Source organism: Halorubrum sp. F4 (assembly GCF_027257195.1).
In the GTDB taxonomy this organism is placed as follows: Archaea; Halobacteriota; Halobacteria; order Halobacteriales; family Haloferacaceae; genus Halorubrum.
In genome coordinates, this window is record NZ_JAPDFS010000002.1 from 201,269 (window position 1) to 222,684 (window position 21,416).

General features: G+C 65.5%; 23 protein-coding genes, 1 tRNA gene and 1 pseudogene. 8 read left to right on the forward strand and 17 right to left on the reverse strand.

The genetic code is table 11. The features are described from left to right. Positions 1–30: 30 nt before the first annotated feature. Entirely contained in the window at positions 31–1,287 is a 1,257-nt protein-coding gene (locus OKW78_RS05710) for a PQQ-binding-like beta-propeller repeat protein (protein ID WP_281194258.1), read from the forward strand. A gap of 280 nt (positions 1,288–1,567) precedes the next feature. Here OKW78_RS05710 and ndk read toward each other — a convergent pair whose 3' ends face one another. From ndk to OKW78_RS05755, 9 genes are all read right to left on the reverse strand, one after another. Then, positions 1,568–2,047 (reverse strand): nucleoside-diphosphate kinase, encoded by a 480-nt coding sequence (gene ndk / locus OKW78_RS05715; protein WP_281194259.1) that lies wholly within the window; start codon positions 2,045–2,047, stop codon positions 1,568–1,570. Next, positions 2,048–2,236: a 50S ribosomal protein L24e gene (locus tag OKW78_RS05720; protein ID WP_066417355.1), complete on the reverse strand. Its 189-nt coding sequence runs from the start codon at positions 2,234–2,236 to the stop codon at positions 2,048–2,050. It abuts the gene before it with no gap. 3 nt (positions 2,237–2,239) lie between these two features. Continuing rightward, positions 2,240–2,464: a 30S ribosomal protein S28e gene (locus tag OKW78_RS05725; protein ID WP_112077388.1), complete on the reverse strand. Its 225-nt coding sequence runs from the start codon at positions 2,462–2,464 to the stop codon at positions 2,240–2,242. A 6-nt stretch (positions 2,465–2,470) separates the two neighbouring features. Continuing rightward, positions 2,471–2,833 (reverse strand): 50S ribosomal protein L7Ae, encoded by a 363-nt coding sequence (gene rpl7ae, locus OKW78_RS05730; protein WP_094529274.1) that lies wholly within the window; start codon positions 2,831–2,833, stop codon positions 2,471–2,473. Between the two features lie 222 nt (positions 2,834–3,055). Further along, entirely contained in the window at positions 3,056–3,796 is a 741-nt protein-coding gene (locus tag OKW78_RS05735) for an ABC transporter ATP-binding protein (RefSeq protein ID WP_281194260.1), read from the reverse strand. After that, on the reverse strand, positions 3,793–4,539 hold the full coding sequence (locus OKW78_RS05740; RefSeq protein WP_281194261.1) for an ABC transporter ATP-binding protein: 747 nt from the start codon (positions 4,537–4,539) through the stop codon (positions 3,793–3,795). Before OKW78_RS05740 ends, OKW78_RS05735 begins: the two co-directional genes overlap by 4 nt. After that, complete coding sequence (locus OKW78_RS05745) at positions 4,536–5,567, reverse strand: branched-chain amino acid ABC transporter permease (protein ID WP_281194262.1); 1,032 nt, start codon at positions 5,565–5,567, stop codon at positions 4,536–4,538. The genes OKW78_RS05740 and OKW78_RS05745 overlap by 4 nt, the downstream gene beginning before the upstream one ends. Continuing rightward, on the reverse strand, positions 5,564–6,457 hold the full coding sequence (locus tag OKW78_RS05750; RefSeq protein ID WP_281194263.1) for a branched-chain amino acid ABC transporter permease: 894 nt from the start codon (positions 6,455–6,457) through the stop codon (positions 5,564–5,566). Before OKW78_RS05750 ends, OKW78_RS05745 begins: the two co-directional genes overlap by 4 nt. Before the next feature lie 12 nt (positions 6,458–6,469). Beyond that, the gene (locus OKW78_RS05755; protein WP_281194264.1) at positions 6,470–7,744 is read right to left on the reverse strand and encodes an amino acid ABC transporter substrate-binding protein; all 1,275 of its coding nucleotides are present in this window, start codon (positions 7,742–7,744) and stop codon (positions 6,470–6,472) included. 158 nt (positions 7,745–7,902) lie between these two features. Here OKW78_RS05755 and OKW78_RS05760 point away from each other — a divergent pair, with 158 nt between their 5' ends. Beyond that, positions 7,903–9,312, forward strand: a complete 1,410-nt coding sequence (locus OKW78_RS05760) for a bifunctional UDP-sugar hydrolase/5'-nucleotidase (protein ID WP_281194265.1) — start codon at positions 7,903–7,905, stop codon at positions 9,310–9,312. 22 nt (positions 9,313–9,334) lie between these two features. Here OKW78_RS05760 and OKW78_RS05765 read toward each other — a convergent pair whose 3' ends face one another. Further along, positions 9,335–10,228: a bifunctional methylenetetrahydrofolate dehydrogenase/methenyltetrahydrofolate cyclohydrolase gene (locus OKW78_RS05765; RefSeq protein ID WP_281194266.1), complete on the reverse strand. Its 894-nt coding sequence runs from the start codon at positions 10,226–10,228 to the stop codon at positions 9,335–9,337. 422 nt (positions 10,229–10,650) lie between these two features. After that, positions 10,651–11,142 carry an AN1-type zinc finger domain-containing protein gene (locus OKW78_RS16975; protein WP_369335029.1) on the reverse strand — a complete coding sequence of 164 codons (492 nt, stop codon included), beginning with the start codon at positions 11,140–11,142 and terminating at the stop codon, positions 10,651–10,653. A 317-nt stretch (positions 11,143–11,459) separates the two neighbouring features. Between OKW78_RS16975 and OKW78_RS05770 the strand changes: the two are divergent. Next, positions 11,460–11,573 (forward strand): annotated as a pseudogene (locus tag OKW78_RS05770) (AN1-type zinc finger domain-containing protein); the annotation flags it as partial. 271 nt (positions 11,574–11,844) lie between these two features. Here OKW78_RS05770 and OKW78_RS05775 read toward each other — a convergent pair. Both OKW78_RS05775 and OKW78_RS05780 read right to left on the reverse strand, forming a co-directional pair. Further along, on the reverse strand, positions 11,845–12,609 hold the full coding sequence (locus OKW78_RS05775) for an aldo/keto reductase (protein ID WP_281194728.1): 765 nt from the start codon (positions 12,607–12,609) through the stop codon (positions 11,845–11,847). Between the two features lie 91 nt (positions 12,610–12,700). Beyond that, positions 12,701–13,375, reverse strand: coding sequence for an HAD family hydrolase (locus OKW78_RS05780; protein WP_281194267.1), 675 nt, complete (start codon positions 13,373–13,375; stop codon positions 12,701–12,703). Positions 13,376–13,497: 122 nt separating this feature from the next. Here OKW78_RS05780 and OKW78_RS05785 point away from each other — a divergent pair, with 122 nt between their 5' ends. After that, complete coding sequence (locus OKW78_RS05785; RefSeq protein ID WP_281194268.1) at positions 13,498–14,637, forward strand: CBS domain-containing protein; 1,140 nt, start codon at positions 13,498–13,500, stop codon at positions 14,635–14,637. Between the two features lie 98 nt (positions 14,638–14,735). Here the strand turns inward: OKW78_RS05785 and radB are convergent, their stop codons facing one another. Both radB and OKW78_RS05795 read right to left on the reverse strand, forming a co-directional pair. Beyond that, positions 14,736–15,446 (reverse strand): DNA repair and recombination protein RadB, encoded by a 711-nt coding sequence (gene radB / locus OKW78_RS05790; RefSeq protein WP_281194269.1) that lies wholly within the window; start codon positions 15,444–15,446, stop codon positions 14,736–14,738. A 109-nt stretch (positions 15,447–15,555) separates the two neighbouring features. After that, positions 15,556–16,911 (reverse strand): sodium-dependent transporter, encoded by a 1,356-nt coding sequence (locus OKW78_RS05795; RefSeq protein WP_281194270.1) that lies wholly within the window; start codon positions 16,909–16,911, stop codon positions 15,556–15,558. Positions 16,912–17,120: 209 nt separating this feature from the next. Here OKW78_RS05795 and OKW78_RS05800 point away from each other — a divergent pair, with 209 nt between their 5' ends. Continuing rightward, positions 17,121–18,521: an NAD(P)/FAD-dependent oxidoreductase gene (locus tag OKW78_RS05800; protein WP_281194271.1), complete on the forward strand. Its 1,401-nt coding sequence runs from the start codon at positions 17,121–17,123 to the stop codon at positions 18,519–18,521. A gap of 17 nt (positions 18,522–18,538) precedes the next feature. Here the strand turns inward: OKW78_RS05800 and OKW78_RS05805 are convergent, their stop codons facing one another. Further along, positions 18,539–19,585 (reverse strand): AI-2E family transporter, encoded by a 1,047-nt coding sequence (locus OKW78_RS05805; RefSeq protein WP_281194272.1) that lies wholly within the window; start codon positions 19,583–19,585, stop codon positions 18,539–18,541. Between the two features lie 296 nt (positions 19,586–19,881). Between OKW78_RS05805 and OKW78_RS05810 the strand changes: the two genes are divergently transcribed. The 3 genes from OKW78_RS05810 to OKW78_RS05820 all read left to right on the forward strand — a co-directional run bounded on the left by OKW78_RS05810 (position 19,882) and on the right by OKW78_RS05820 (position 21,231). After that, positions 19,882–20,370 carry a type IV pilin N-terminal domain-containing protein gene (locus OKW78_RS05810; RefSeq protein WP_281194273.1) on the forward strand — a complete coding sequence of 163 codons (489 nt, stop codon included), beginning with the start codon at positions 19,882–19,884 and terminating at the stop codon, positions 20,368–20,370. A gap of 104 nt (positions 20,371–20,474) precedes the next feature. Next, positions 20,475–20,783 (forward strand): DUF6516 family protein, encoded by a 309-nt coding sequence (locus OKW78_RS05815; RefSeq protein ID WP_281194274.1) that lies wholly within the window; start codon positions 20,475–20,477, stop codon positions 20,781–20,783. Then, entirely contained in the window at positions 20,764–21,231 is a 468-nt protein-coding gene (locus tag OKW78_RS05820) for a transcriptional regulator (RefSeq protein WP_281194275.1), read from the forward strand. Before OKW78_RS05815 ends, OKW78_RS05820 begins: the two co-directional genes overlap by 20 nt. Positions 21,232–21,344: 113 nt before the next feature. Here the strand turns inward: OKW78_RS05820 and OKW78_RS05825 are convergent. After that, positions 21,345–21,415, reverse strand: a tRNA-Pro gene (locus tag OKW78_RS05825). Position 21,416 lies beyond the last annotated feature (1 nt).

The following is a 21,416-nucleotide window of genomic DNA, read 5'->3' on the forward strand; positions in this document are numbered from 1 at the left end:
CGTATGTCGCCACCGGCCGAACCGGACGTAATGGACCGTCGAGTCCTGTTCGCGATCCTGATCCTGTTCGCCGGCGGCGCCACCGGCGTCGGCGTCGCCACGTTCGCGTTCGTCGGCCTCGACGACACGAACGCCGAGGCCACGATCGTTTGGGAATCGGAACCCGCCGCGGGCGACGACGGCAGCGGAACCGCGACCGTCGACGTCGACGGGGAGACGCTGGTCGTCCAGCCGACCGTCGAGGACGGAGACCGCGCCGTCCGCGCGGTGGTCCCGGGCGACGGCCGGGCGTGGACGACTCGGATATCGGGAACGCCGGGCGAAGGCGATGACGACGAGGAGGGGGAGGGAGACGGAACCGATCCGGTCGACGTGAGTCGGCTCACGACCGGCACGCTCGACGGCGATCGGGTGGTCGCGCTGACGACCGGACCGGGGAGACTCGTCGTGTTGAACGCCGACGACGGCGAGGAGCGGTTCGTCGTCGATCTCGGCGGATCCGGAGGCGTCGCTCCGACTATCGGTGATCCGACCGGGGACGGTGAGAACGTCGTCGTCGGGGTCGCGACCGACGGGACCGTGCTCGCGGTCGACGGCGACGGCGACCCGGTCTTCGAGGCGTCGGTGGACGGGCGGGTCGAACGACGGCCGCTCGTCGTCGGGCCCGATCCGGATCCCGACGGACGCGACGAGTCGGTGGCCGGCGGCGTCGCGGTCTCGACTGCAAGGACGGACGCCGGAACCGTCCACTTCTTCGACGAGTCGGGCGAGACGCGGTGGACGACGACGCCGACGGTGACGGCGGTCGACTGGACCGTCGCTGAGACGCGCCGCGGCCCGGTTCTGGCGCTCGGCGGGTCCAACGGGAACCTCGAGGCGCTGGAGGTCGCGGACGGCGCCTCGCGGTACGAGGTCGGTCTCCAGGACCGTCCCGTCGCCGTGGGCGACGTCGACGGCGGCCAGATCCTCGTCGGCGGCGTCGGCAGCGTCTGGGCGGTCAACCTGCTCGACGGCGAGGTCGTCTGGAAACAGCAGTTCGGCGGGCAGACGCGCGTGAACGCGCCGACCGTCGGAGAGTTCGCCGGCGACGACACGCCGGAGTCGGCCGCGGTGAACCGCGAGGGCGAGGTGCTCGGATTGACCCGAAACGGCGAGGTCGTCGTCCGCGGAAGCGTCCCGGAGACGGTCGTGTACGCGAGCCCCCGGTTCGCCGATGCGAACGACGACGGAACCGACGAGGTCCTCGTCGTCGACCGGGACGGCGTCGTGCGTGCGCTCTCGGCGTAGCAGCGTTCCGTTCGAACGCAGCCGTCGTCATCCGCGCGCCGAACTAGCTCGGCGGACCGTAGTAGCGTACCCGGCGTGGACGGCGTGTGGGCTTGCGGGCCCATTCATATACGCCGAAAAACGGAAGATCGAGTGACTGCAGCGATATCACGGCGCGTTTTCATCGGAAACGAGGTGTGTCAACGAGGCTGCCGCTCGGCGGTCGTCGTCGGGTCGCTTCGACGGAAGATCGGCCGAGATCGGCCGTCGAGAGGGCGTCGATGGACGGGGAGGTCCGGCCTCAGTGGTCCTCGTCCTCGTACACCCACGCGGCGGCGTCGAGGTCGTAGTCGACGAGTTCGTCCTCGTCGAAGAACAGGTCGATCTCGCGTTCGTTCGCGCCCTCGTCCTCGTGGTCCGACGCGTGGATCACGTTGTGGCCGAGGTCCAGCCCGAAGTCGCCGCGGATCGTGCCCGGGGCGGACTCGGCGGGGTCGGTCTCGCCGACCATCGCGCGGACCTGGCGGGTCGCGTCCGCGCCCTCCCAGACCATCGCGAAGACGGGTCCGGAGGTGATGAACTCGACGAGCCCGTCGAAGAACGGTTTGTCCTCGTGTTCACCGTAGTGGTCGTGGGCGAGGTCCTCGTCGATCCGCATGAACTTGCCGCCGACGAGCTTCAGGCCGCGCTCCTCGAACCGGGAGACGATCTCACCGATGAGTCCGCGCTGGACGCCGTCGGGCTTGACCATCACGAAGGTGCGCTCGTCGTGGTGGCTCATCTACTCGCCTCCCTCGTTGCGCCCTTCCTCGGTCCACTCGAGGTCGCGCGCCTCGCGGCCGAGGAAGTAGTTCTTCTCCGCCTTCGAGTCGACGAAGTGGAGGATCTGTCCGTTCGTCTTCACGAACATCGTGCCCGTGCCGGGCTCGATCTCCTCGCCGGTGTAATCACAGGTGCGTGTCTCGACCATGGGTTATCGGCCTCCGATGGCGTCGGCGTCACGCTGGGTCTCGCGTAACTGGAGCACGTCGCCCAGCCGGACGGGACCCAGGACGTTTCGCGTGATGATCCGTCCCTGGTTCGATCCCTCCTGGATGCGGCATTTGACCTGCATGGCCTCGCCGTGCATCCCGGTCTTGCCGACGACCTCGATCACCTCGGCGGTGGTCGAATCGCCGGGTCCCTCTTCTGCGCTCATGGGTGGTTATCGGAGCTCCGCGACCTTCTCGCCGATGTCCTCGATGTCGTCGGCGGCGTCGCCGGCCTCGACGACCGCGGCGGCGGCGGAGCCGACCTCGAGGCCCGCGGCGTGGCCGACCTCGTCCTGGGTGTCGACGAAGACGACCGGGATCCCCTTCTCCTCGGCGAGCTCGGGGAGGTGCATCACGATCTCCTCGGGCGAGACGTCCTCGGCGACGAGGACGAGCTTCGCGTTGCCGCGCTCGACGGACTTGGTGGTCTCGTTCGTTCCTTTCTTTACGGTACCGGTGTCTCGGGCGACCTCGAACGCCTCGAGCGATCGCTCGGCGAGGTCGGCCGGGGTGTCGTAGTCTACGTAAACTGGCATGTGTTGTTCACCTATGTCCTCCGTGTGGGCTCGCGTGTCCGTCCCGTAGTCGATCCCTGTCGGAACGGCACATCATCGACCCCACAGAGGGTGTACTCCGGAGTACTCTTGGACAGCATAAAAGCGCTTTCAAAGCGCTCGGGGCGTGTGCGAGGGCGTGACGGGGGTGTCGACGTACGATCCTGAGAGGTACCGTGGCGGGTTCGAGCCGAGAGAACCGGCCTACAACCCCAGGTACAGCTCCATCAGCTCGTCCTCCTCGGAGAGGTCCTCCGGCGGCCCGTGGAACTGTACCTCCCCTTCCGCGAGGATGTACACGTAGTCGGCCAGCCGGAGCGCCGCCCGGACGTTCTGTTCGATCAACACGACCTGTGCGCCGCGGTCGACGAGCCGCTCGATCAGGCCGAACGCGTCGTCGACGAGCCGGGGCGCGAGCCCGGCCGACGGCTCGTCGAGCAGGAACGTGTCGGCCCCGGTCATCATCGCCCGGCCGAGGCTCACCATCATCTGTTGGCCTCCCGAGAGATCTCTCGCCTTCTGGCCGAGTTTGTCCTCTAACGCCGGGAACACCTCGAGTACCTCCGACTTCCGTTCGTCGATCACGGCGGCGTCGTCGACGGTGAACGCCCCGACCTTCAGGTTCTCCTCGACCGAGAGGCTCCCGAAGATTCCGCCGCCCTGCGGGAGCGTCGCGATACCTTGGGTGACAATGTCCTCGGGTTTCGTCTCGGTGAGGTCGACGTCGCCGTAGGTGATCGTTCCGTCCCAGACGGGGACGATCCCGTTCAGCGTCTTCAGGAACGTCGACTTGCCGGAGCCGTTCGGGCCGAAGATACACGTTACGCCGTCACGGCTCTCGAAGGAGATGCCGTGAAGGACCTGGTGGCGGTCGTAGCCGGCCTCCACCCCGGTAGCCGAGAGCGTCGGCACGTCGCTCGAGCTCGAGCCGTTTCCGTCGCTCATATCGGCACCTCGTCGTCCTCCGCGGTCGTTCCGCCGAGGTACGCCTCCCGGACGGCGTCGTCCTGGGAGACCTCCTCGAAGTCGCCCTGTGCGATGTGACTCCCGGAGTCGAAGACGGAGACCGAGTCCGCGAGCGTCTTCATCACGTGCATGTCGTGTTCGATGACGACGAAGGTCGTTCCCTCGTCGTTCAGCTCGTGGATGTGGTCCATGATCCGCAATTCGAGCGCGGGATTCACGCCGGCTGCGGGTTCGTCGAGCATCACGAGTTCTGGATCGAGCATCAACACGCGACCGAGCTCCAGCAGCTTCTGTTGGCCGCCGGACATGCCGCGCGCCTCGTTGTCGGCGATGTGGTCGATCTCGAGGAACTCCAGGATCTCCTCGGCGCGGTCGCGTTTCTCCTCGCGCGAGCGGCCGTCGTCGGTCTGGACCGCGAGCATGTTCTGTCGCACGGTCATGTTCTTGAACGGCGAGACGATCTGGAAGGTGCGTCCGAGTCCGCGGCGCGCAAGCCGGTACGGCTCCCAGCCGGTGACCTCCTCGCCGTCGAAGTGGACGCTCCCGCCGTCGGGCTGATAAAACCCGGTAACAGTGTTGAAGAACGTGGTCTTCCCGGAGCCGTTCGGTCCGATGATCCCGCGGATCTCCCCGCGCTCGACCGAGATCGAGATCTCGTCGTTGGCGGTCAGCGCGCCGAATCGCTTCGTCAGGTCGGTCGTTCGGAGTATGTCGTCGGTCATAGTAGGTCGAACTTCTCCCCGAGTTCCTTCACGTTCTTCCGCACGTCGTCACGGTCGACCTCCCCGCGGAGGATCCCGATGATGCCGCTCGGCGCGAACAGGACGGTGACCATGATCAGGATACCGATCAGCGGTAGATAGAACGTGGTCGATCCGAGGAACACCGACGAGAGCCGCTCCAACAGGAACACGAGCAGTCCTCCGGCGATCGGGCCGGTGAGCGTTCCGAGCCCGCCCAGAAGCGCCATGATAACCATCCGGTCGGTGATGATCGGTGCGAGTACGTCGTTCGGATGAACGTAGACGATGTACCACGCGTGAACCGATCCGAAGACGGCCGCGACGACACACGAGAGCACGTACACCTGCCGTTTCACCCGCGTCGTGTCGATCCCGAGCGACTCGGCGGCGTCCTGGTCGTCGCGGAGCGCCTTCACTCGATATCCGAACTCGTGGCGTTCGAACAGGTAGTACGTGAGTGCCATCGTCGCCAGACACAACACGAGCATCGCGTAGTAGAAGAACGTCTCGGCGATCTCGAACGGGACCGGGACGCCGATGAACGTCTCGGGCGAGCGAGGCAGGCTCAACCCGAAGGTCCCGCCGGTGATCCCGGTCACGAGCGCGGCCTGTTTGATCGACTCGGCGAACGCCCACGTCGCGATCGCGAAGTACGCTCCGGTGAGCCGGAGCGTCGGCACGGCGACGAGGTAGGCGACGACCGTCGAGACGAGGATCGCGAGCCCGAACCCGACGAGGAACGGGTAGCCGAACTGCGCCATCGCGACCGCCGCCGCGAAGGCACCGATCCCGAAGTACGCGCCGTGTCCGAAGTCGAGGTAGCCCGCGTAGCCGCCGATCATGTTCCACGACTGGGCGAGACCGATCCACATCAGCGCGCCCAGCCCGATCCGCGCCCAGAAGGCGCCGAACAGGAGCGGCCAGGCGACCAGCAGGACGGCCAATCCGGCGTACCAGTAGCGTGGTTCCCCCGGAAGCCGATCCAGGGAGGGAACGGGTCCGCTCATGTGGCCCACTCACCCTTCCCGAGGATCCCCGCCGGCGACACCAGCAGGACGACGTAGATGATCGCGAACAACACGAGCAACACCAGGTTTCCGCTGATGTATACGGCCGTGAACGACTGGGTGAGTCCGAGGACGATCCCGGCGAGGATGACGCCGGGAAGGTATCCCATCCCGGCGAGCACGACCATGAAGAACGCGAACGCGGTGTACTGGAGCCCCATCCCGGGGTTGGCCGTGAAGATCATGCCGATGAAGACGCCGGCGCTGCCGGTCAACGCAGCGTACGCGCCGTACGCGATCGACTGGTAGCGGTTGATGTTGATCCCCATTAGCCGGGCGTTCGTCCGGTCCTCCGCGATCGCGCGGATCGCCATCCCGCCACGAGTGCGGTACAGGTAGTACATGAACACGAGCAGCGCGGTGACGCCGAAGACCGCAGTCACGGTTCTGACGACCGGGAACGTCCCGACCCCCGGGACCGTCACCCCGCCCGTCAGAAGCGAGGACGGGACGTCCTGGTTGTTCGGGCCGAAGATCGTGAGCACCGATCCCCGAAGGAACGTGGCGAGCCCGAACGTGAACACGAGTCCCATCAACAGTGGGTGGGGTCTATCGCCCGTCGTCACGTGGTGGATCAGCGGCTGGATGAGTGCCCCGACGCCGAAGAACACGACGAGGACTATCGGAATGGCGAAGACGCCCTCGGCACCGAACAGCGGTGCGAGCACCGCGCCCATGAACGCGCCGACCATGACGTACTCGCCGACGGCGAAGTCGACGACCTCGAGCACGCCGAACGCGAGCGAGAACCCGACGCCGATCGTGACGTAGATCCCCCCGAGCAGGAGACCGTTGATGACGATCTGCGTGAATAATCCGAGATCGACCATTTACTCGGTGGGTTACCGCTCGTCCCACGCGGGGACGGGATAGTTCGCCTCGTCGGTGGCGGCCTCCTCCGGTCCGACGATCGACGGTGACCCGTCCTCCCCGAGCTGGATGAGGAGCGTCTGGGTGTTGATGTTGTTGTGGAAGTACTCGCCTTCCGTCTCGAATGCGACGTCCCCGTAGAAGGTGTTCACCTCGATCTCCTCGAGGATACCGATCAGTTCGTCCTTGTCGTCCTGGGTCAACGGCGGCGCCGATCCGAGCTCCTTGAACGCCTCCTGGAAGACGACCCCGGCGGCCGTCGAGCCGGCCTGCGTGTAGTCGGGTGCGGAGCCGTACGCGGCCTCGGAGGCGTCCGCGTACGCCTGCGGAGAGTCGAAGAGGGCGCCGCCGGAGCGGTCGACGCTCGGGATCCAGACGGTCGCGCCGAAGGTGTAGGGACCCTGTGCGCCCGCGCCGTCCTTGTACGACCCGGTGTTGACGCCGTAGTGCATCAGGAAGCCGTCCGGGTTGTATCCGAGCTGTTCGGCGGCGTTGACGAGGTTGACGTGACTCCCGATGTGCCCGCCGTGAAGGTGGAGATCCGGGTCCGCGTCCTGGGCCGCGCTCACGACGTTCGTGTAGTCGGTGTCGCGCGGGAACTCCTCGTAGTTCTCGACGGTGATCCCGGCCTCCTCGGCGGCCGCACGCATCGATTCGCCGGTCGCCACCGAGAAGGGTTCGTTCACCGCCGTGACGTACACCGAGTCAGGCTGCGGATCGAGATTCAGCAACGCGGAGGTCGCCTCGTTGCCGATGATGCTCACCGTGGGGATCGTCCCGAAGCTGTACTCGTACCCCTCCTGCCAGATCTGCGGCGACTCGGCGCTCCCGGTGATGTGGGGCATGGAGTTCTGCTCCATGATCGGACAGACCGCGAGGGTGACGTTACTGGAGTACGGGCCGAGGACGGCGTCCGCCCCGTCGTTGATCATCTGTGAGGCCGCGTCCGCCCCGGCCGACGGGTTCGACTGTGCGTCGGCATACTCGATCTCGACCTCGTAGGTCTCTCCGTCGATCTCGATCCCGCCCTGCTCGCGGTTGATCGTGTCGGCCCACAGGTCGTATCCTCGCTGGGTGACGCCGCCGCCGAATCGGAGGTCACCGGACAGCGAGGTCACCGCGCCGAGCTTGAAGAAATCGCGCTCGGAGCCGCCGCCGAGCCCGGCACAGCCGGCCAGCCCGACCGCGGTCGCCGCGCCGCCGACACCCTTCAGGAACGTTCGCCGATCGCCGTGTTTTCGTGTCATAGCTACGCACGGGAGTCACGATTTATTCGTGATAAATGTTTATATGGGAATCAGTATGTGTGTTCGTTCGTTCACGGAGGCACCGATACCTGGGGGGATCAGCCGGCGACGGGTTGCGAGCGTTTTTGTCCGCCCGCGGCTCACACCCACCCACTCACATGGCGCGTCTCCTCCACTACTCCGACATCGAGAACGTCTTCGACGTCCCCGAGCGGGCGGCCCGGCTCGCCGGGCGGATCCGCGAGCTTGACGGTCCCGACGCCGCGGTCGTCGCCACCGGCGACACCACCGCGCCGGGCGTCCTCTCGCTGGTCGCGAAGGGACGCCAGACGATCGACTTCTACGCGGCGACCGACACGCTGCTCGACACCTTCGGCAACCACGAGTTCGACTACGGCCCCGACGCGCTCCGCGGGCTCGTCGACGACGCGCCGGTCGAGTTCGTCTCCGCGAACGTCCGCGACGAGGACGGCGACCCCTTCGGACGGCGGGAGGGCGTCGTCCCGTGGACGACCCGTGCGGTCGACGGCGCGACCGTCGGCTTCGTCGGCGTCACCGACCCCGCGACCGACTCGCTGAACCCGATGGCCGCGCCGCTCACCTTCGACGAGCCGGTCGCGGCCGTCCGGGAGGCGCTCGCCGAGCTTGAACTCGAGGGGCCGCCGGTCGACCACCGTGTCGTCCTCTCGCACCTCGGCGGCGGCGACGACGACCTCGCCCGCGAGCTCGACGTGGACGCAGTCCTCGGCGGGCACGTCCACAGCCGTCGGAACGAGCGCGTCGACGGGACGCTCCTCGTCCGCCCCGGCGTGAACGGCGAGGCCGTCGCCGAGATCGACCTCGGCGTGAACGGCGACCCGGACGACCCCGCCAACTCCGGCGGCCACGCCACCGCGACGCTTCACGAGCCGGACGGGGTCGCCCCGCACGCCGACCTCCGCGACTCGCTCACCCAACGGATGGGGGCGGCCGACCTCGACGAGGTCGTCGACCGGGTCGCGGAGCCGATCGAGCGAACCGGCGAGGTCGTCCACGGCGGGGAGTGCCGCGCCGGCAACTTCGTCGCCGACGCGTTCCGCTGGGCGCACGACGCCGACGTGGGACTCTCGAACGCCGGGGGACTCCGGCAGGGCGATCCCTGGCACGGCGACGTGACGAAGGCGGACCTCATCAGCCTCATTCCGTTCGAGGAGCCGGTGGTGCTCACCGACGTCACCGGCGCGGAGCTGCGCGCCGTCCTCCGGGAGATGGCCGCACCGGACATCGACTTCGGCGAGGACGACTGGTGGCACGGCCACGTCTCGAACGCGCGGGTCGTCTGGGACGCCGCGAGCGAGGAGCTCCTCGAGGCGACCGTCGCGGGCGAGCCCATCGACCCGGACGGGCGGTATACGGTCGCCACCTCCGAGTACCTGCTCCATTCCGACCACGAGTTCCCGACGCTTTCGGAGCGTCACCGGATCGGCGAGGCCGACATCCAGTACGAGGTGCTCGCCGACTTCGCCCGCGAGCGCGGTATCGATCCCCGGATCGAGGGGCGGATCGAGATCCGGAACCGGAGAGAGTGAAACGACGAAACGGTCGAATACGCTACGGCAGTTCCACGTCGACGTCGTGTTGCCGGCCCGCCGCCTTCACCGTGTTGTACAGGAGCATCGCGCGGGTCATCGGCCCGACGCCGCCGGGGACCGGCGTGATCGCGCCGGCGACCTCCTTCGCGGAGTCGTAGTCCACGTCGCCGACGAGCTCGTAGCCCTTCTCCGTGTCGGCGTCGACGCGGTTGATCCCCACGTCGATCACGGTCGCGCCCGGCTTCAGGCTCGAGCCGTCGACGAACTCCGGGATCCCCGCGGCGGCGATCACGAGGTCGGCGTCGGCGAGCTTCCCCTCGAGGTCCTCGGTCCGGGAGTGGCAGACGGTCACGGTGGCGTTCCCCTGCGGAGCCTTCTGGATCAGGAGGTTCGCCATCGGCTTGCCGACGATGTCGGAGCGGCCGACGACGACCGCGTCGGCTCCCTCGGTCTCGACGTCGTAGGCGGCGAGCAGCTTCTGGACGCCGTGGGGCGTACAGGGCTTGTAGCGGGCGTCACCGGCGACGAGCCGCCCGACGTTCTCGGGGTGGAAGCCGTCCACGTCCTTCTCGGGGTCGATCCGCCGGAGCACCTCGCGACCCTCGACGTGGTCGGGGACGGGCAGCTGGACGAGGATCCCGTGGACGTCCTCCCGCGCGTTGAGGTCGTCGATGGTCGAGAACAGCTCCTCGGCGGGGGCGTCGGCGTCGACGTCGACGTGGATCCCCTCGATGCCGACCTCCTCGCAGTCGCGCTGTTTCATCGAGACGTACGTCTCGCTCGCGGGGTCGTCGCTCATCAGCACGGTCGCCAGTCCGGGCTTCACGCCCGCGTCCGCGAGCGTCTCCACGCAGTCGGCGACGCCCGACCGGACGTCCGCCGCCACCGCCTCGCCGTCGATGACCTCTGTCATACTCGAACGGGGCGGCGGGAGCGGTAAAAGCTACCCGGGATCGTGTCGATCGAAGTGAGTACCAGTGGTGAAGTATACACGAAAATGGATCTATTCCGCCGCTTGATCTTCGGAGCCGCCTGACCCCGACTTTCCGGTCGGATAACGATATAAACGTACGAGGTAACTCGCCGATCTGACGAAATGAACCAGATTCTCGGCCATGAACCCGCGTCCAGTTCTCCACCACTTCTCGGATGTAAGATCACTGCTCTATTGAAAATTTCAACAGATGATGTGTTTGAACCACCATGTTGAATATAGTAAGTATATTCGGCACAAATATCTCATTCGTTTCCGCATTAGTATGGTCTGTAAAGCGGCCGCACGAACCGTTTACGAGAAAACAAACATCATCTTAGTCCTACTACTGACAGACCGTCTCATCTGAATAGGTTATATATTTTATCGAAAATAGAAACCGCATCCGAGGAGGTACTATCGTCTACCGCACCGTTTTCAGGACATTTATCTTCATCAACTCCTTCACAACTTGGACAGATTGATTGACTACAACTCTCACATTCAAGGATTCGATCAGTACTACTGCCACAGGTTGGACAAGTCAAAACATCTGTCTCCGAGTTGCCTTTGTTCTGATTCTCTTCGTTTTGGAGAGTGACATTCTCGGGTGGGTTCATTCGGCTTGTTTCTTTATCCCGAACCCTTTCTCGCCGTTTCCGACCCGTTCCCCGCCGATCCCGAATTTGTGGCCCATCCCCAGCAAAACTGGTTGAATTACCACCTATTTTTTGAGACGGACACTTGTGATTTTCCGGTAGTCGATGGATTCCACAGAACGACTGCCCGCAAAAGTCGCATGAGAATGCATGTTCTACAGAGTTCCCGCAAGTGTCAAAGTCACAAGAACCCATATCTGATATGTTAAAATTCTGCTACCGCATAAAATAATCACGGGATGATTCTGCTGTGGTTGGCTGCTGTTGGGGGGTGTAATCTAACATCTGTATTCGATCCACTCCGTTGGTTTTCTCGCAATCAGTGGCACCTTCGCGCCCTGTATTCAGCACGGTACATGTTTCATCTACTAAGGATATCCACAGAGCGAGCGTGCTCAAGTCGGGAGTGTCCAAGCCCACTTCTTTCTAGAAGTAGGAGGCTACTCGCCAGTTGGGTGAGAAGGATGTGTTTCTCGCCATAATGTTATCATAGTATCCTGTTATGATCGCTTATGAATTGTAAAGAGTGTGGAGAGACCGATTCGATGCCGTACACCTGTAGTCGGTGTGACCAGAAGTTCTGCGTCTCTCATCGTCTCCCTGAGTCACACAACTGTATCGGACTCCAAGTTGAGAGATCTAACCGCGCCGCGCTTAGGGAAGATGGAACAGAGATTCCTTGGTTTGAGAGCGATGATCCACGACCAAGTAGAACAGAACAAGAAGGGTCGTCACTGACTTTGAACACCATCCTTCTCGCCTTGATAATCCTGCTTGCAATCGGGGGATTCGCCGTTTTTGCCATTTCCTTCCTTACTTCAGGTGCCATTTAACCGTTATCGGGGATTTTACACACTGATATCTGGCTCACCAGCAGTTATCGGATCCGCCCGCCGATCACTCGGGGTACAGCTCCTCCTCCCGGTCGATCGCGTCGATCGCGGCGACCTCGTCGGCGGCGAGTTCGAGGTCGGCGGCCGCGAGGTTCGCTCGGAGGTGCCGCTCGCTCGACGCCTTCGGGATCGCCACGACCGGGTCCTTCGCGGTCGCCCACGCGATCGCGACCGCCTCGGGCGTCGCGTCGTGTCGTTCCGCGATCTCACTCACTGTGTCGATCTCGCCCACTTTCCCGCCCGCGAGCGGCGAGTACGCCAGGACGGGATACCCGTGCTCGCGCGCGTGTTCGATCAGCTCGGAACGGTAGAAGAGCGGGTGAAGCTCGGTCTGGTGGGCCGCGATCGGGGCGTCGAGTACCTCGCGGGCGCGCTCGAGGTCGTCGATCTCGAAGTTCGAGACGCCGACCGCGCCGACGACTCCCTCCTCGACGAGGCGGTCCATCGCGGGCAGGGTCGTCTCCGGGTCGTACGCGCCGCGCGGGCGGTGAACGTACAGCAGGTCGATCCGGTCGACGCCGAGCAGCTCGGCGCTCTCGCGAGCGGTCGGCCCGACGTCATCCGCGGCGAGCGCGTCTATCCAGAGCTTCGTCGCGACCGTGACCGCCTCGCGGTCGACGTCGCTTTCGGCGAGTCCCTCCCCGACGACGGCCTCGTTGCCGTAGATCCGAGCGGTGTCGACGTGGCGGTAGCCGAGGTCGAGGGCGGTCGCGATCGGGGCGGGCTCGTCGATTCCCATCGTTCCGAGCCCCACTCGCGGGAGGTTCAGGTCCATACTCCGACTCGCGGTCGACGATCCATAAACGCCGGCGTCACGGCGACGTGGAACCGGAGTGTCACGGCGACGCGAAACCGGGGTGTCACGGCGAGCCGATCGGCGAGCGGCCACAGAGGCTCACGAGGTCGTGGAGGTCGTCGATCTCGTAGGTCGGTTGCGTGGAGAGCTCGAAGGACCGGCGGTGTGGGCGTCGGATGAACGCGGAGTCGATCCCGGCGTTGTCGGCCGCGAGGACGTCCGACTCGTTGTCGCCGACGAACAGCGCGGTGGACGCATCGAGGTCCGCGAGCGCCCGTTCGAGGTAGTACGGCGAGGGTTTCTTCCGCGAGAGGCTGGCGATCGAGGGCTCGCGGCCGTAGACGACGTCGAAGCGATCGGCGAGTCCGAAGTGCGCGAGGAGGTCGTCAACGGTGGCCTGTTGGTTCGAGGAGACGATCCCGAGCGCGGCGTCGAGATGCGCCAGCGCGTCGACGTCCTCGTAGGGAGTCTTGCGGCCGGCCCGCGAGGCGGCGACCTGCGCGTCGGACGCGGTCCGATCGCGGACGCGCCAGAACTCGACCGGATCGATCCCGTAGCGGTCACAGATGTCGGAAAGCGTCGCCGGGTCGACGCCGACCGCGACGTCGTCGACGTGTGCGAGGTCCGGGTCGGTCACGCCCAGCCGCTCGAACGCCTCCCAGGCGGCCTCGCGGAGGGTGTCGAACGGCGTTCGACCGACGATCACCCCGTCGTGATCGAGAACGACGGCGTCGTACACGTCGCTTCCTCGGTCGTTAACCGGGAAAAAGGTTTCAGTGGGAGGTCCGTGGTCGCGCTTTCGGAATCCACGAGTACCCCTGTACTTTCAATACCCGGCGCGTCCAACGTTCCGATTGGACCATGAACATCGCTGATATCGCAGTGCCGGAGTACGTCGAGGTCGACGCCGACGAGCGACTCGCCAAGGTCCGATCCATCTTCGAGCGTGAGAACCCGAAGGGAATCGTCGTCACGGAGGACGGCGAGTACGCGGGAGTCGTCGGGGAGAAACAGCTGCTGCGGTCACGGATGGAGGACGACACGAAGGTCTCCGCCGTCGTCAAGCCCGCCCCCTCGGTGAAGCGGACGGAGGACGTTCGCGAGACCGCTCGGCTCCTCGTCGAGGGCGACGTGAAGATCGCGCCGGTCTACGAGGGCGAGAAGCTCTACGGGATCGTGACCGTCGACCAGATCCTCGAGGCCGTCCTCGAGAGCCTCGACGCCATCACGGTCGATCAGATCGTCACGACCGACGTGATCGGCATCAACGAGAAGGACAGCGTGGGCCGAGCGATAAACCGGCTCCGCGAGAACGGGATCTCCCGGCTCCCGGTGCTCGACGACGACGGGATGCTCACCGGCGTCGTCACCACGAACGACATCGTGGAGTTCGTCGTCCGCGACCAGGAGCGGCAGGGGAGCGGCGACCGCGCCGGCGACATCGACCGGATGCTCGACCTCCCCGTCTACGACATCATGTCGAGTCCGGTCGTGACGGCGACCGCCGACGAGACCGCAAAGGAGGCGGTCTCCCGCATGTTCGACAACGACGTCTCCGGGCTCGTCGTCACTCCCGAGGACGTCGACGCGGTCGCGGGGATGGTCACCAAGACCGACGTGTTGCGCGCGCTCACGTTCACCGAGGAGGACTCGCTCGACGTCCAGATCACGAACGTCGACCTCCTCGACCGCACCTCGCGGGAACACATCGTCGAATCGATCGAGAGCGTCGCGGACAAGTACGCCCAGATGCAGGTGATGCACGCGCACGTCCGGCTCCACCAGCACAAGGAGAAGCTCCGTGGGACGCCGCTCATCCAGTGTCAGATCCGCCTCCGGACGGACCAGGGCCAGCTCGGCGGTTCCGGCGAGGGATACGGCGCCGAACACGCCTTCCACGTGGCACTCGACAAGCTGGAGCGAAACGTCCTCGAGCTCAAGGGCGTCAACGCCGACGAGGAGTACCGCGGCCAGCTGCTCCGGAAGCTCGGCGAGCTCTAGGCGTTCCCGACGCGACGTCGATCCGGCTCCGGCCCGCTCGACCCCCGTTTCTCTTCTCGTTCGTCCGCTCTCCCGTTCGACCGTCCGCTCCCCGGTACCTAGTCGCCGCTCGCGCCGGCCATCAGCCCCTCCTCCACGATCCTGAACGTCGCGGAGTCGCCGGCGGGTCTCGAACGGTGTTTCTCCAGCGTCGCCCGCCGGTTGCCGCCGCGGAAGCGGTCGACGCGTACGATCGCCCCGGTCCAGTGGTTGAGCGTGTTGCCGCCGAGCGCGCGGTCGCGGTCGCTCTCGGGGTCCGTGAACACCTGGTTCGTTATCACCACCGCGACGTCGTGTCGTCGCGCCAGAGAGAGGAGGTGTGTCACCTGTTTCGCGACCTTCCGGAGCGACTGGCCGCCCTCCGTGTCCTCGGCGCGCTCGAGCCGATAGAAGCCGGTCGCGGAGTCCAACACGATGAGCTCCACCTCCGCCGCGAGCTCCTCGGCGTCGCGGACGGCCTCGCGCTGGTCCTCGAAGTCGTACGCCTCGGTTATCACCAGCCGGGAGGCCAGCTCCTCGACGCTCTCGTCGACGTCCGGACGGTCGATTCGGGCACTCGCCATCTGCTCGAACCGGTCGATCGAGAGCCCCTCGGTGTCGATGAAAAGCGATCGGTCGCCGGCCGCCGCGACCTCGATCGCCGCGGCGAGCGCGAGGTTGGTCTTGCCCGCGGCGGGCGGGCCGTACACCTGCGTGACGACCCCGCGTTCGAACCCCCCGCCGAGCAGGTCGTCGACCGACTCACAGCCGGTCGGGATCGGATCGCTCACTGGGGGACGTTCAGTCCCGTTCGTCTTTAAGGGGTCGGTACGGCGGAGCGGATCGACGGTCGGACCGTCGACCCCGCCCTATCGCGTCGCCAACCGTCCAGATAACGCCCTACCGCGCCGCCAGCCACTCGGCGAAACCGCCGGTCAGGAAGTCGGCGTAGTTGACGATTCCCAGATACAGCGAGACGAGAACGACGACGACGATCGGGATCCGAACGATCCAGATCCAGGCGGTTCCGAGCGAGCCGAGGTCGCCGATCCCCTTTTCGAGTTCGTTGCGGGCGACGTCGGGGATCACCCAGCCGACGAACAGCGCGAGCAGCAGGGAGCCGAGCACGAGCAGGACCCCGCCGGCCAGGTTGTCGTACAAACCGAGGAAGATCAGGTCGATAGTCACCGGGACGCCGAGCAGGAAGACGGCGACGCCGATGGCCGTCGCGGCGGGGATGCGCGCGACGTCGACCTCGTCGATCAGATACGAGACGAGCACCTCAAGGATGCTGATCGCCGAGGAGAGCGCCGCGATCCCGACCATCGCGAAGAACACGATCCCGATGACTCGACCGCCGGGGATCCCGGCGAACGCCGACGTGAGGCTCACGAAGATCGCGCTGGGACCGGGACCGCCGGGATCGATCCCGGCCGCAAAGAGGAACGGGAAGACGACGAAGCCAACGATCACGGCGATGAGGGTGTCGAGCGCGGCGATAATGCCCGCGTCCGCCGCGAGATTCCGGTCCTCGCCGAGGTAGGAGGCGTAGGTGATCATCACGCCCATCCCGAGCGAGAGCGTGAAGAAGGCCTGTCCGGCGGCGGCCGGCAGGATGCTCGTCCAGTTCGCGGCGAGGTAGCCGAAGTCCGGCGTGAGGTAGTACGCGTACGCCGCTCCCGCGGCGTCCAGCGTGAACGCGTACCCAGCGAGCCCGACGAGCAGCACGACGATCGCTGGCACCATCACCTTCACACCGACCTCGATACCCCGGCGCACGCCGGCCGCGATGATCCCGATGACGAGTGCCATGAACACGGCGTGAAACAGGAGGGAATCGAGTCCGGTGGTGACCGAGCCGTACAGCGCGTTCGCCTCCTCGGGACCGGCGAGCGCGTACCCGTCGGTGACCCCGATCAAGGTGTACCGGAGGAACCAGCCGGCGACGACGCTGTAGTACGAGAGGGTGACGAAGCCGGTGATGACGAACAGCCAGCCGAGGTAGTTCCACGCCCCGCTGCCGAGTTCGCGTATCGCACCGACCGGGTTCAACTCGGTGTACCGGCCGATGACGAACTCGACGAGGATCGCCGGGAACCCGATCAACACGACGAAAAGTAGGTAGAGGAGCAGGAACGCCCCGCCGCCCTCCTGGCTGGTGATGAACGGGAACCGCCAGATGTTCCCGAGTCCCACCGCGCTCCCGACCGCCGCCAGGATGAACCCCATTCGTGTCGCCCACGTCTCGCGTGCCATCGTTATCGGACCGACCCGGTTGGTAACTAAAAGAGTGTCTTTCCGCCGCCGAGGATCGGCGGTAGAATTGGATGAACGATCGTTTTCGATCGATCCGCGGTCGGTCGAGCGTGGCTCCGGAGCGGACTCGAAACGGGAAGAACCGGGACGGTCGACCGAACCCCGGCGGCGACCGTGAATTTAATGCCGTGAGGTCGACCTCACAGGATATGGAACGCGTAGACGTCGCGATCGTTGGCGGGGGGCCTGCCGGTTCGGCCGCGGCGCACGCGGCCGCGAGCGGCGGCGCGGACGCCCTCGTGTTGGAGAAGGGGGTACCGCGGGCGGACCGCGAGGGGCTCGGTCCCGACTCCACCGACGCCGCCGGGATCTTGAACTACTGGGTCGACATCATGGGGATCCACCCCGACGAGTTCGCCGACGGGGTCGTCCAACGGGAGCTGAACCGGGCGGAGTTCCGCGGCCCCTCGGAGGCCGCAACGCTGTACGACACGGGTATCGAGTCCTCTTACGACGGGTTCGGATACACCTTCCACCGCGCCCGTTTCGACGACTGGCTCCGCGAGCGCGCCGAGGACGCCGGCGCGGAGTATCGGGTCGGCGTCTCGGTCCGCGAGGTCGACACCGACCCGGACGCGGGCCCCGACGTCGACGATACCGACGGAACGCCTCGACACACCCTTGGGCTCGCCGACGGGGACGAGATCGGTGCCGACTTCGTCGTGCTCGCGGACGGACCCCAGCGAACGGTGACCAACCGGGTGCTCGACGAGTACCTCCCGGCGGGGGGGGGCGGGTCCGACCGGCTCGCACCGCCGGAGGCCAACCACATCGCGTACCAGGAGTACCGCCGCATCCCCGAGGCGATCTACGAGGAGGTGAAGGACGCCATCGTCTTCTGGTGGGGCGTGATGCCCGGCGAGACCGCGTACCCGTGGATCTTCCCGAACCGGGACCGCGTCTGTCGGATCGGGCTCACGATGCCCATCGGGATGGACCTCAACGACTTCGACGTCGACGCCTACGAGCTGCTCTCGGCGGACGACGAGTCGATCCCGGGCGGCGCGGAGTACGTCCGCCGGCTGCTGGAGTGGCAGTACGGCGACGAGTACGACGTCGAGGAGGACTTCCCGCTCGTCGAGGACGCCGGCAAACGCGGCGGGACGGAGACGTATCCGATCTCCTCGACGCGGCCCATCGACTCGCCGACCGGCGCGGGGATCGCGGTCGCCGGCGGTGCCATGGGGACCACCTCGGCGTTCCACGAGGGCGGCGACCACGTCGCCGTCCGCACCGGCGCGATCGCGGGCGAGCTCGCCGCCGCCGGCGACCTGGCCCCGTACAACCGCCGCTGGAAGGAGGCGATCGGCGACGAGGTCGTCCGAAACGTGACGATGGCGGACATGGTCGCCGACTACGGTCCCGAAGACTGGAATCGGGTCATCGGCGCGGCGGACGCGATGCTCGCCGCGGGGGCGGGCGACGGCCTGCTCGCACAGCCGTACCGCTCCGGATGGGAGTCGCTGAAACTCGTTCTCGGCTACAAGTGGAACAAGCGGAAGACGAAACGAGACTACGTGACGATAGACGAGGACGAGTACGTCTACTGAACGGTCCCTACGTCTCGTCACTCGACCCGGCGATCGGCCGCCGTCGCCGCTGCCTCCCGTTCGCGCGCGTACAGGTCGAGGACCACCTTCGCTCCGCCGAGCGCGACCGGCCCGACGAAGAGACCGACCCCGCCGAAGAGGACGATCCCGCCGAATATCCCCAGGACGATGATCGCCACGTTGATCGCGCCGGCCCGGTTGATCACGGCGGGGCGGAGGTACACGTCCGAGAGACTGACGAGAACGCCGAAGACGAAGAGGACGATCGCCGCGGTGGACCGGCCGCGGGCGAGGAGGAACACCGATATCGGGACCCAGACGCCGAACGAGCCGACGAGCGGGAGCAGCGTGAGGACGAACGCCGCCACGGTGAGGAACGTGACGCCCGGAACGCCGAGCAGGAACAGTCCGACGCCGAGAAGCAGCGCCTGGATCCCCGCGACGATGACGTTGCCGACGACCGACGCCCACATCAGGTCGTCGAGCTCCGCCATCAGGTCGCGCTGGACGCGGTCCGAGATCGGCGCGACGGCGAGCGCCCACTCGGCCAGTCGGTCGCCGTCACGCAACAGCGCGAAGAGAACGAAGAACGTCACCGACAGTCCCACGGTCAGGTCGGGGAGCCCGCGGAGCAGTCCGAGCCCCCAGCTCGCGAGGCGCTGGATGGCGGCGTTGATCGGCTCCTGATAGGTCACGTAGAGCACGTCGATATCGATGACGTACCCGAAGATCTCGATCTCGTCGACCACGAACTGCCGCAGCTCGCCGCGGCGGATCGCGGCGAGGAGCGCGATCCCCTGTCGGATCGCGACCGTGAGGACGTACGCGAGGGGGACGAACAACACGAGGATCGATCCCGCGATCACCGAAGCCGCGGCCACGTCCGGCCGCATGTACTCCTCCGCACGGTGTTGGACGGGCGCGAGCACGTACGCGAGGACCACCGCGAGGAGCACGTACTGGAGATACGTGACGATGAAGGCGGTCGCGAGCAGCACGCTGGCGGCCGCCAGAACCGTGAGCCCGGAGAGCGTCGGCAACCGCCGCGCTGGTCCGTCGCTCATCTCGGTCCGGGGAGTCGGCGGGTTCGTTCGGGCATCCGATGTGTCCGTGACGGACGGGAGCCCGTATAAATCCGTGCGGTGTGTCGGCACGGCTGGACGTGCCATCCCGATCCCACGGATCGGTCGAAACGCCAGCGAAAACACCCCACTAGTCCAACTATATCTCGCCAACAACTAATTTTCAACGTTGATATTCATGGCAGCAAGTACTTATGGACGCCCCGAGTACGGTCACGTAACCAGCAATCGGTCAGGGGTCGGGGGAACTGACCGTTCCGAACCGCTGGATTCAGACAATGAAACCACACAACCTGTTCAACACGGACGACCGCGCAGTCAGTCCCGTTATCGGTGTTATCCTAATGGTCGCGATTACGGTGATCCTCGCGGCCGTCATCGGGACGTTCGTGCTCGGTCTGGGGGACTCGCTCGGGGACAATCAGCCGACGGCACAGTTGGATGTAAGTCTCGAAAACAGTACCAACGCTGATGAGCGAAACGTTACGATCGAGCACGGTGGTGGCGACCGAATTGATGCCGAGGCACTCCGTGTAGTCGTTACTGATGAGGATGGAAACCAGGCGGACGCCACAGACCAGTTCACAGATCCGTTCACAGTCGGAGACACGAATGTAGGAAGCTTCACGGTTAATAATACTGATGCGCAGCATGATTTCCGCATTCGCGTCATCCACCTTCCCAGCGATTCGATACTGGTAGACGAAACGATCCAAGTAGATGGAACTGACGGAATGAACAGCGACACCGATATCTCGTTCAACTGAACGGGTGGATACCGTTAGTTTCTACTTCTAATTTTTATTGATGGGATTCGACACCAACGATAAACCTTATTCCCGTTGGGTCTGTTACCCAACATAGGAGACCGATGCCGGCGACAGTCGTGTACCGGGAGGAAGACGAGAAACTCGACGGGAGTCGGTACGAGATGGTCGCGTGGCAGGTCCCGGTGAGCGAGGACTTCCCGCAGGGGTTGAAGTATAGCTTCCAGTACATGGACGCTGACGGCGACACCCTCCTGCGGTACGACAACTCGCCGTACCACCTGGACGTCGGCCGGCATCATCGCCACCCACCCGAAGATGAGATCACGAAACTGGAGTTCACAGGTCTCTCCGACCTGATCGACGACTTCCAGAACGAGGTGAACGAGATCTATGAGCAACGAACCGACTGACACCGAACCCACGCACGACGAGTTCACGCCCGACTCGGACGACGTCGAATATCCTTCGACCCTCCGCATCACGTCGCTCCCGGCGGAGCAGGCCCAAGCGGCGGCCGTCGAGCGAGCCGAACGGTGGGAGGAAGGTGAGGAGGTGCCACACGTCGTCAACTTCGAGGACCGAGCACGGCTCCGCCAGCTACTCACCGACCGGCGAATGGAGCTGCTCGAGACGGTGATGGATGACCCACCGGAGAGCATTCGCGCACTGGCTGACCGGCTCGATCGTGACGTCCACGACGTCCACGACGACCTGTACCTGCTGGCCGAGTACGACGTCGTCCACTTCGAGGAGGAGGGCCGCGCGAAGAAACCGTACGTCCCCTACGACACGGTCCGGATCGAGGTCGAGTTCGGCCTGCCGCGCGGCGAAGGATCAGATCCGGCCGTATCGGCGTAGCCGACGTTTTTGAGATCGCCGATCTGGCGGTTCATGGCGCACCCCCCGAACGCCGTTTACGGGCGGTAGGCGGTGCTAAGGCTCTTGTTAATGGGAACCTGTAAAACGTGTGATGGGACCGCTGAGAGTCGAACTCAGGTCCTACGGACCCCATCCGCAGAGGATACCACTACCCCACGGTCCCG

Coding starts and splice junctions, on each gene's coding strand:
- OKW78_RS05765 (WP_281194266.1), bottom strand. CDS start 10,228: ATGACAGAGGTCATCGACGGCGAGGCGGTGGCGGCGGACGTCCGGTCG.
- OKW78_RS05735 (WP_281194260.1), bottom strand. CDS start 3,796: ATGAGCGACGGAAACGGCTCGAGCTCGAGCGACGTGCCGACGCTCTCG.
- ndk (WP_281194259.1), bottom strand. CDS start 2,047: ATGAGCCACCACGACGAGCGCACCTTCGTGATGGTCAAGCCCGACGGC.
- OKW78_RS05815 (WP_281194274.1), top strand. CDS start 20,475: ATGCCGGCGACAGTCGTGTACCGGGAGGAAGACGAGAAACTCGACGGG.
- rpl7ae (WP_094529274.1), bottom strand. CDS start 2,833: ATGCCAGTTTACGTAGACTACGACACCCCGGCCGACCTCGCCGAGCGA.
- OKW78_RS05740 (WP_281194261.1), bottom strand. CDS start 4,539: ATGACCGACGACATACTCCGAACGACCGACCTGACGAAGCGATTCGGC.
- OKW78_RS05745 (WP_281194262.1), bottom strand. CDS start 5,567: ATGAGCGGACCCGTTCCCTCCCTGGATCGGCTTCCGGGGGAACCACGC.
- OKW78_RS05720 (WP_066417355.1), bottom strand. CDS start 2,236: ATGGTCGAGACACGCACCTGTGATTACACCGGCGAGGAGATCGAGCCC.
- OKW78_RS16975 (WP_369335029.1), bottom strand. CDS start 11,142: ATGGGTTCTTGTGACTTTGACACTTGCGGGAACTCTGTAGAACATGCA.
- OKW78_RS05760 (WP_281194265.1), top strand. CDS start 7,903: ATGGCGCGTCTCCTCCACTACTCCGACATCGAGAACGTCTTCGACGTC.
- OKW78_RS05785 (WP_281194268.1), top strand. CDS start 13,498: ATGAACATCGCTGATATCGCAGTGCCGGAGTACGTCGAGGTCGACGCC.
- OKW78_RS05805 (WP_281194272.1), bottom strand. CDS start 19,585: ATGAGCGACGGACCAGCGCGGCGGTTGCCGACGCTCTCCGGGCTCACG.
- OKW78_RS05810 (WP_281194273.1), top strand. CDS start 19,882: ATGAAACCACACAACCTGTTCAACACGGACGACCGCGCAGTCAGTCCC.
- OKW78_RS05710 (WP_281194258.1), top strand. CDS start 31: ATGGACCGTCGAGTCCTGTTCGCGATCCTGATCCTGTTCGCCGGCGGC.
- OKW78_RS05725 (WP_112077388.1), bottom strand. CDS start 2,464: ATGAGCGCAGAAGAGGGACCCGGCGATTCGACCACCGCCGAGGTGATC.
- OKW78_RS05820 (WP_281194275.1), top strand. CDS start 20,764: ATGAGCAACGAACCGACTGACACCGAACCCACGCACGACGAGTTCACG.
- OKW78_RS05750 (WP_281194263.1), bottom strand. CDS start 6,457: ATGGTCGATCTCGGATTATTCACGCAGATCGTCATCAACGGTCTCCTG.
- OKW78_RS05800 (WP_281194271.1), top strand. CDS start 17,121: ATGGAACGCGTAGACGTCGCGATCGTTGGCGGGGGGCCTGCCGGTTCG.
- OKW78_RS05755 (WP_281194264.1), bottom strand. CDS start 7,744: ATGACACGAAAACACGGCGATCGGCGAACGTTCCTGAAGGGTGTCGGC.
- OKW78_RS05795 (WP_281194270.1), bottom strand. CDS start 16,911: ATGGCACGCGAGACGTGGGCGACACGAATGGGGTTCATCCTGGCGGCG.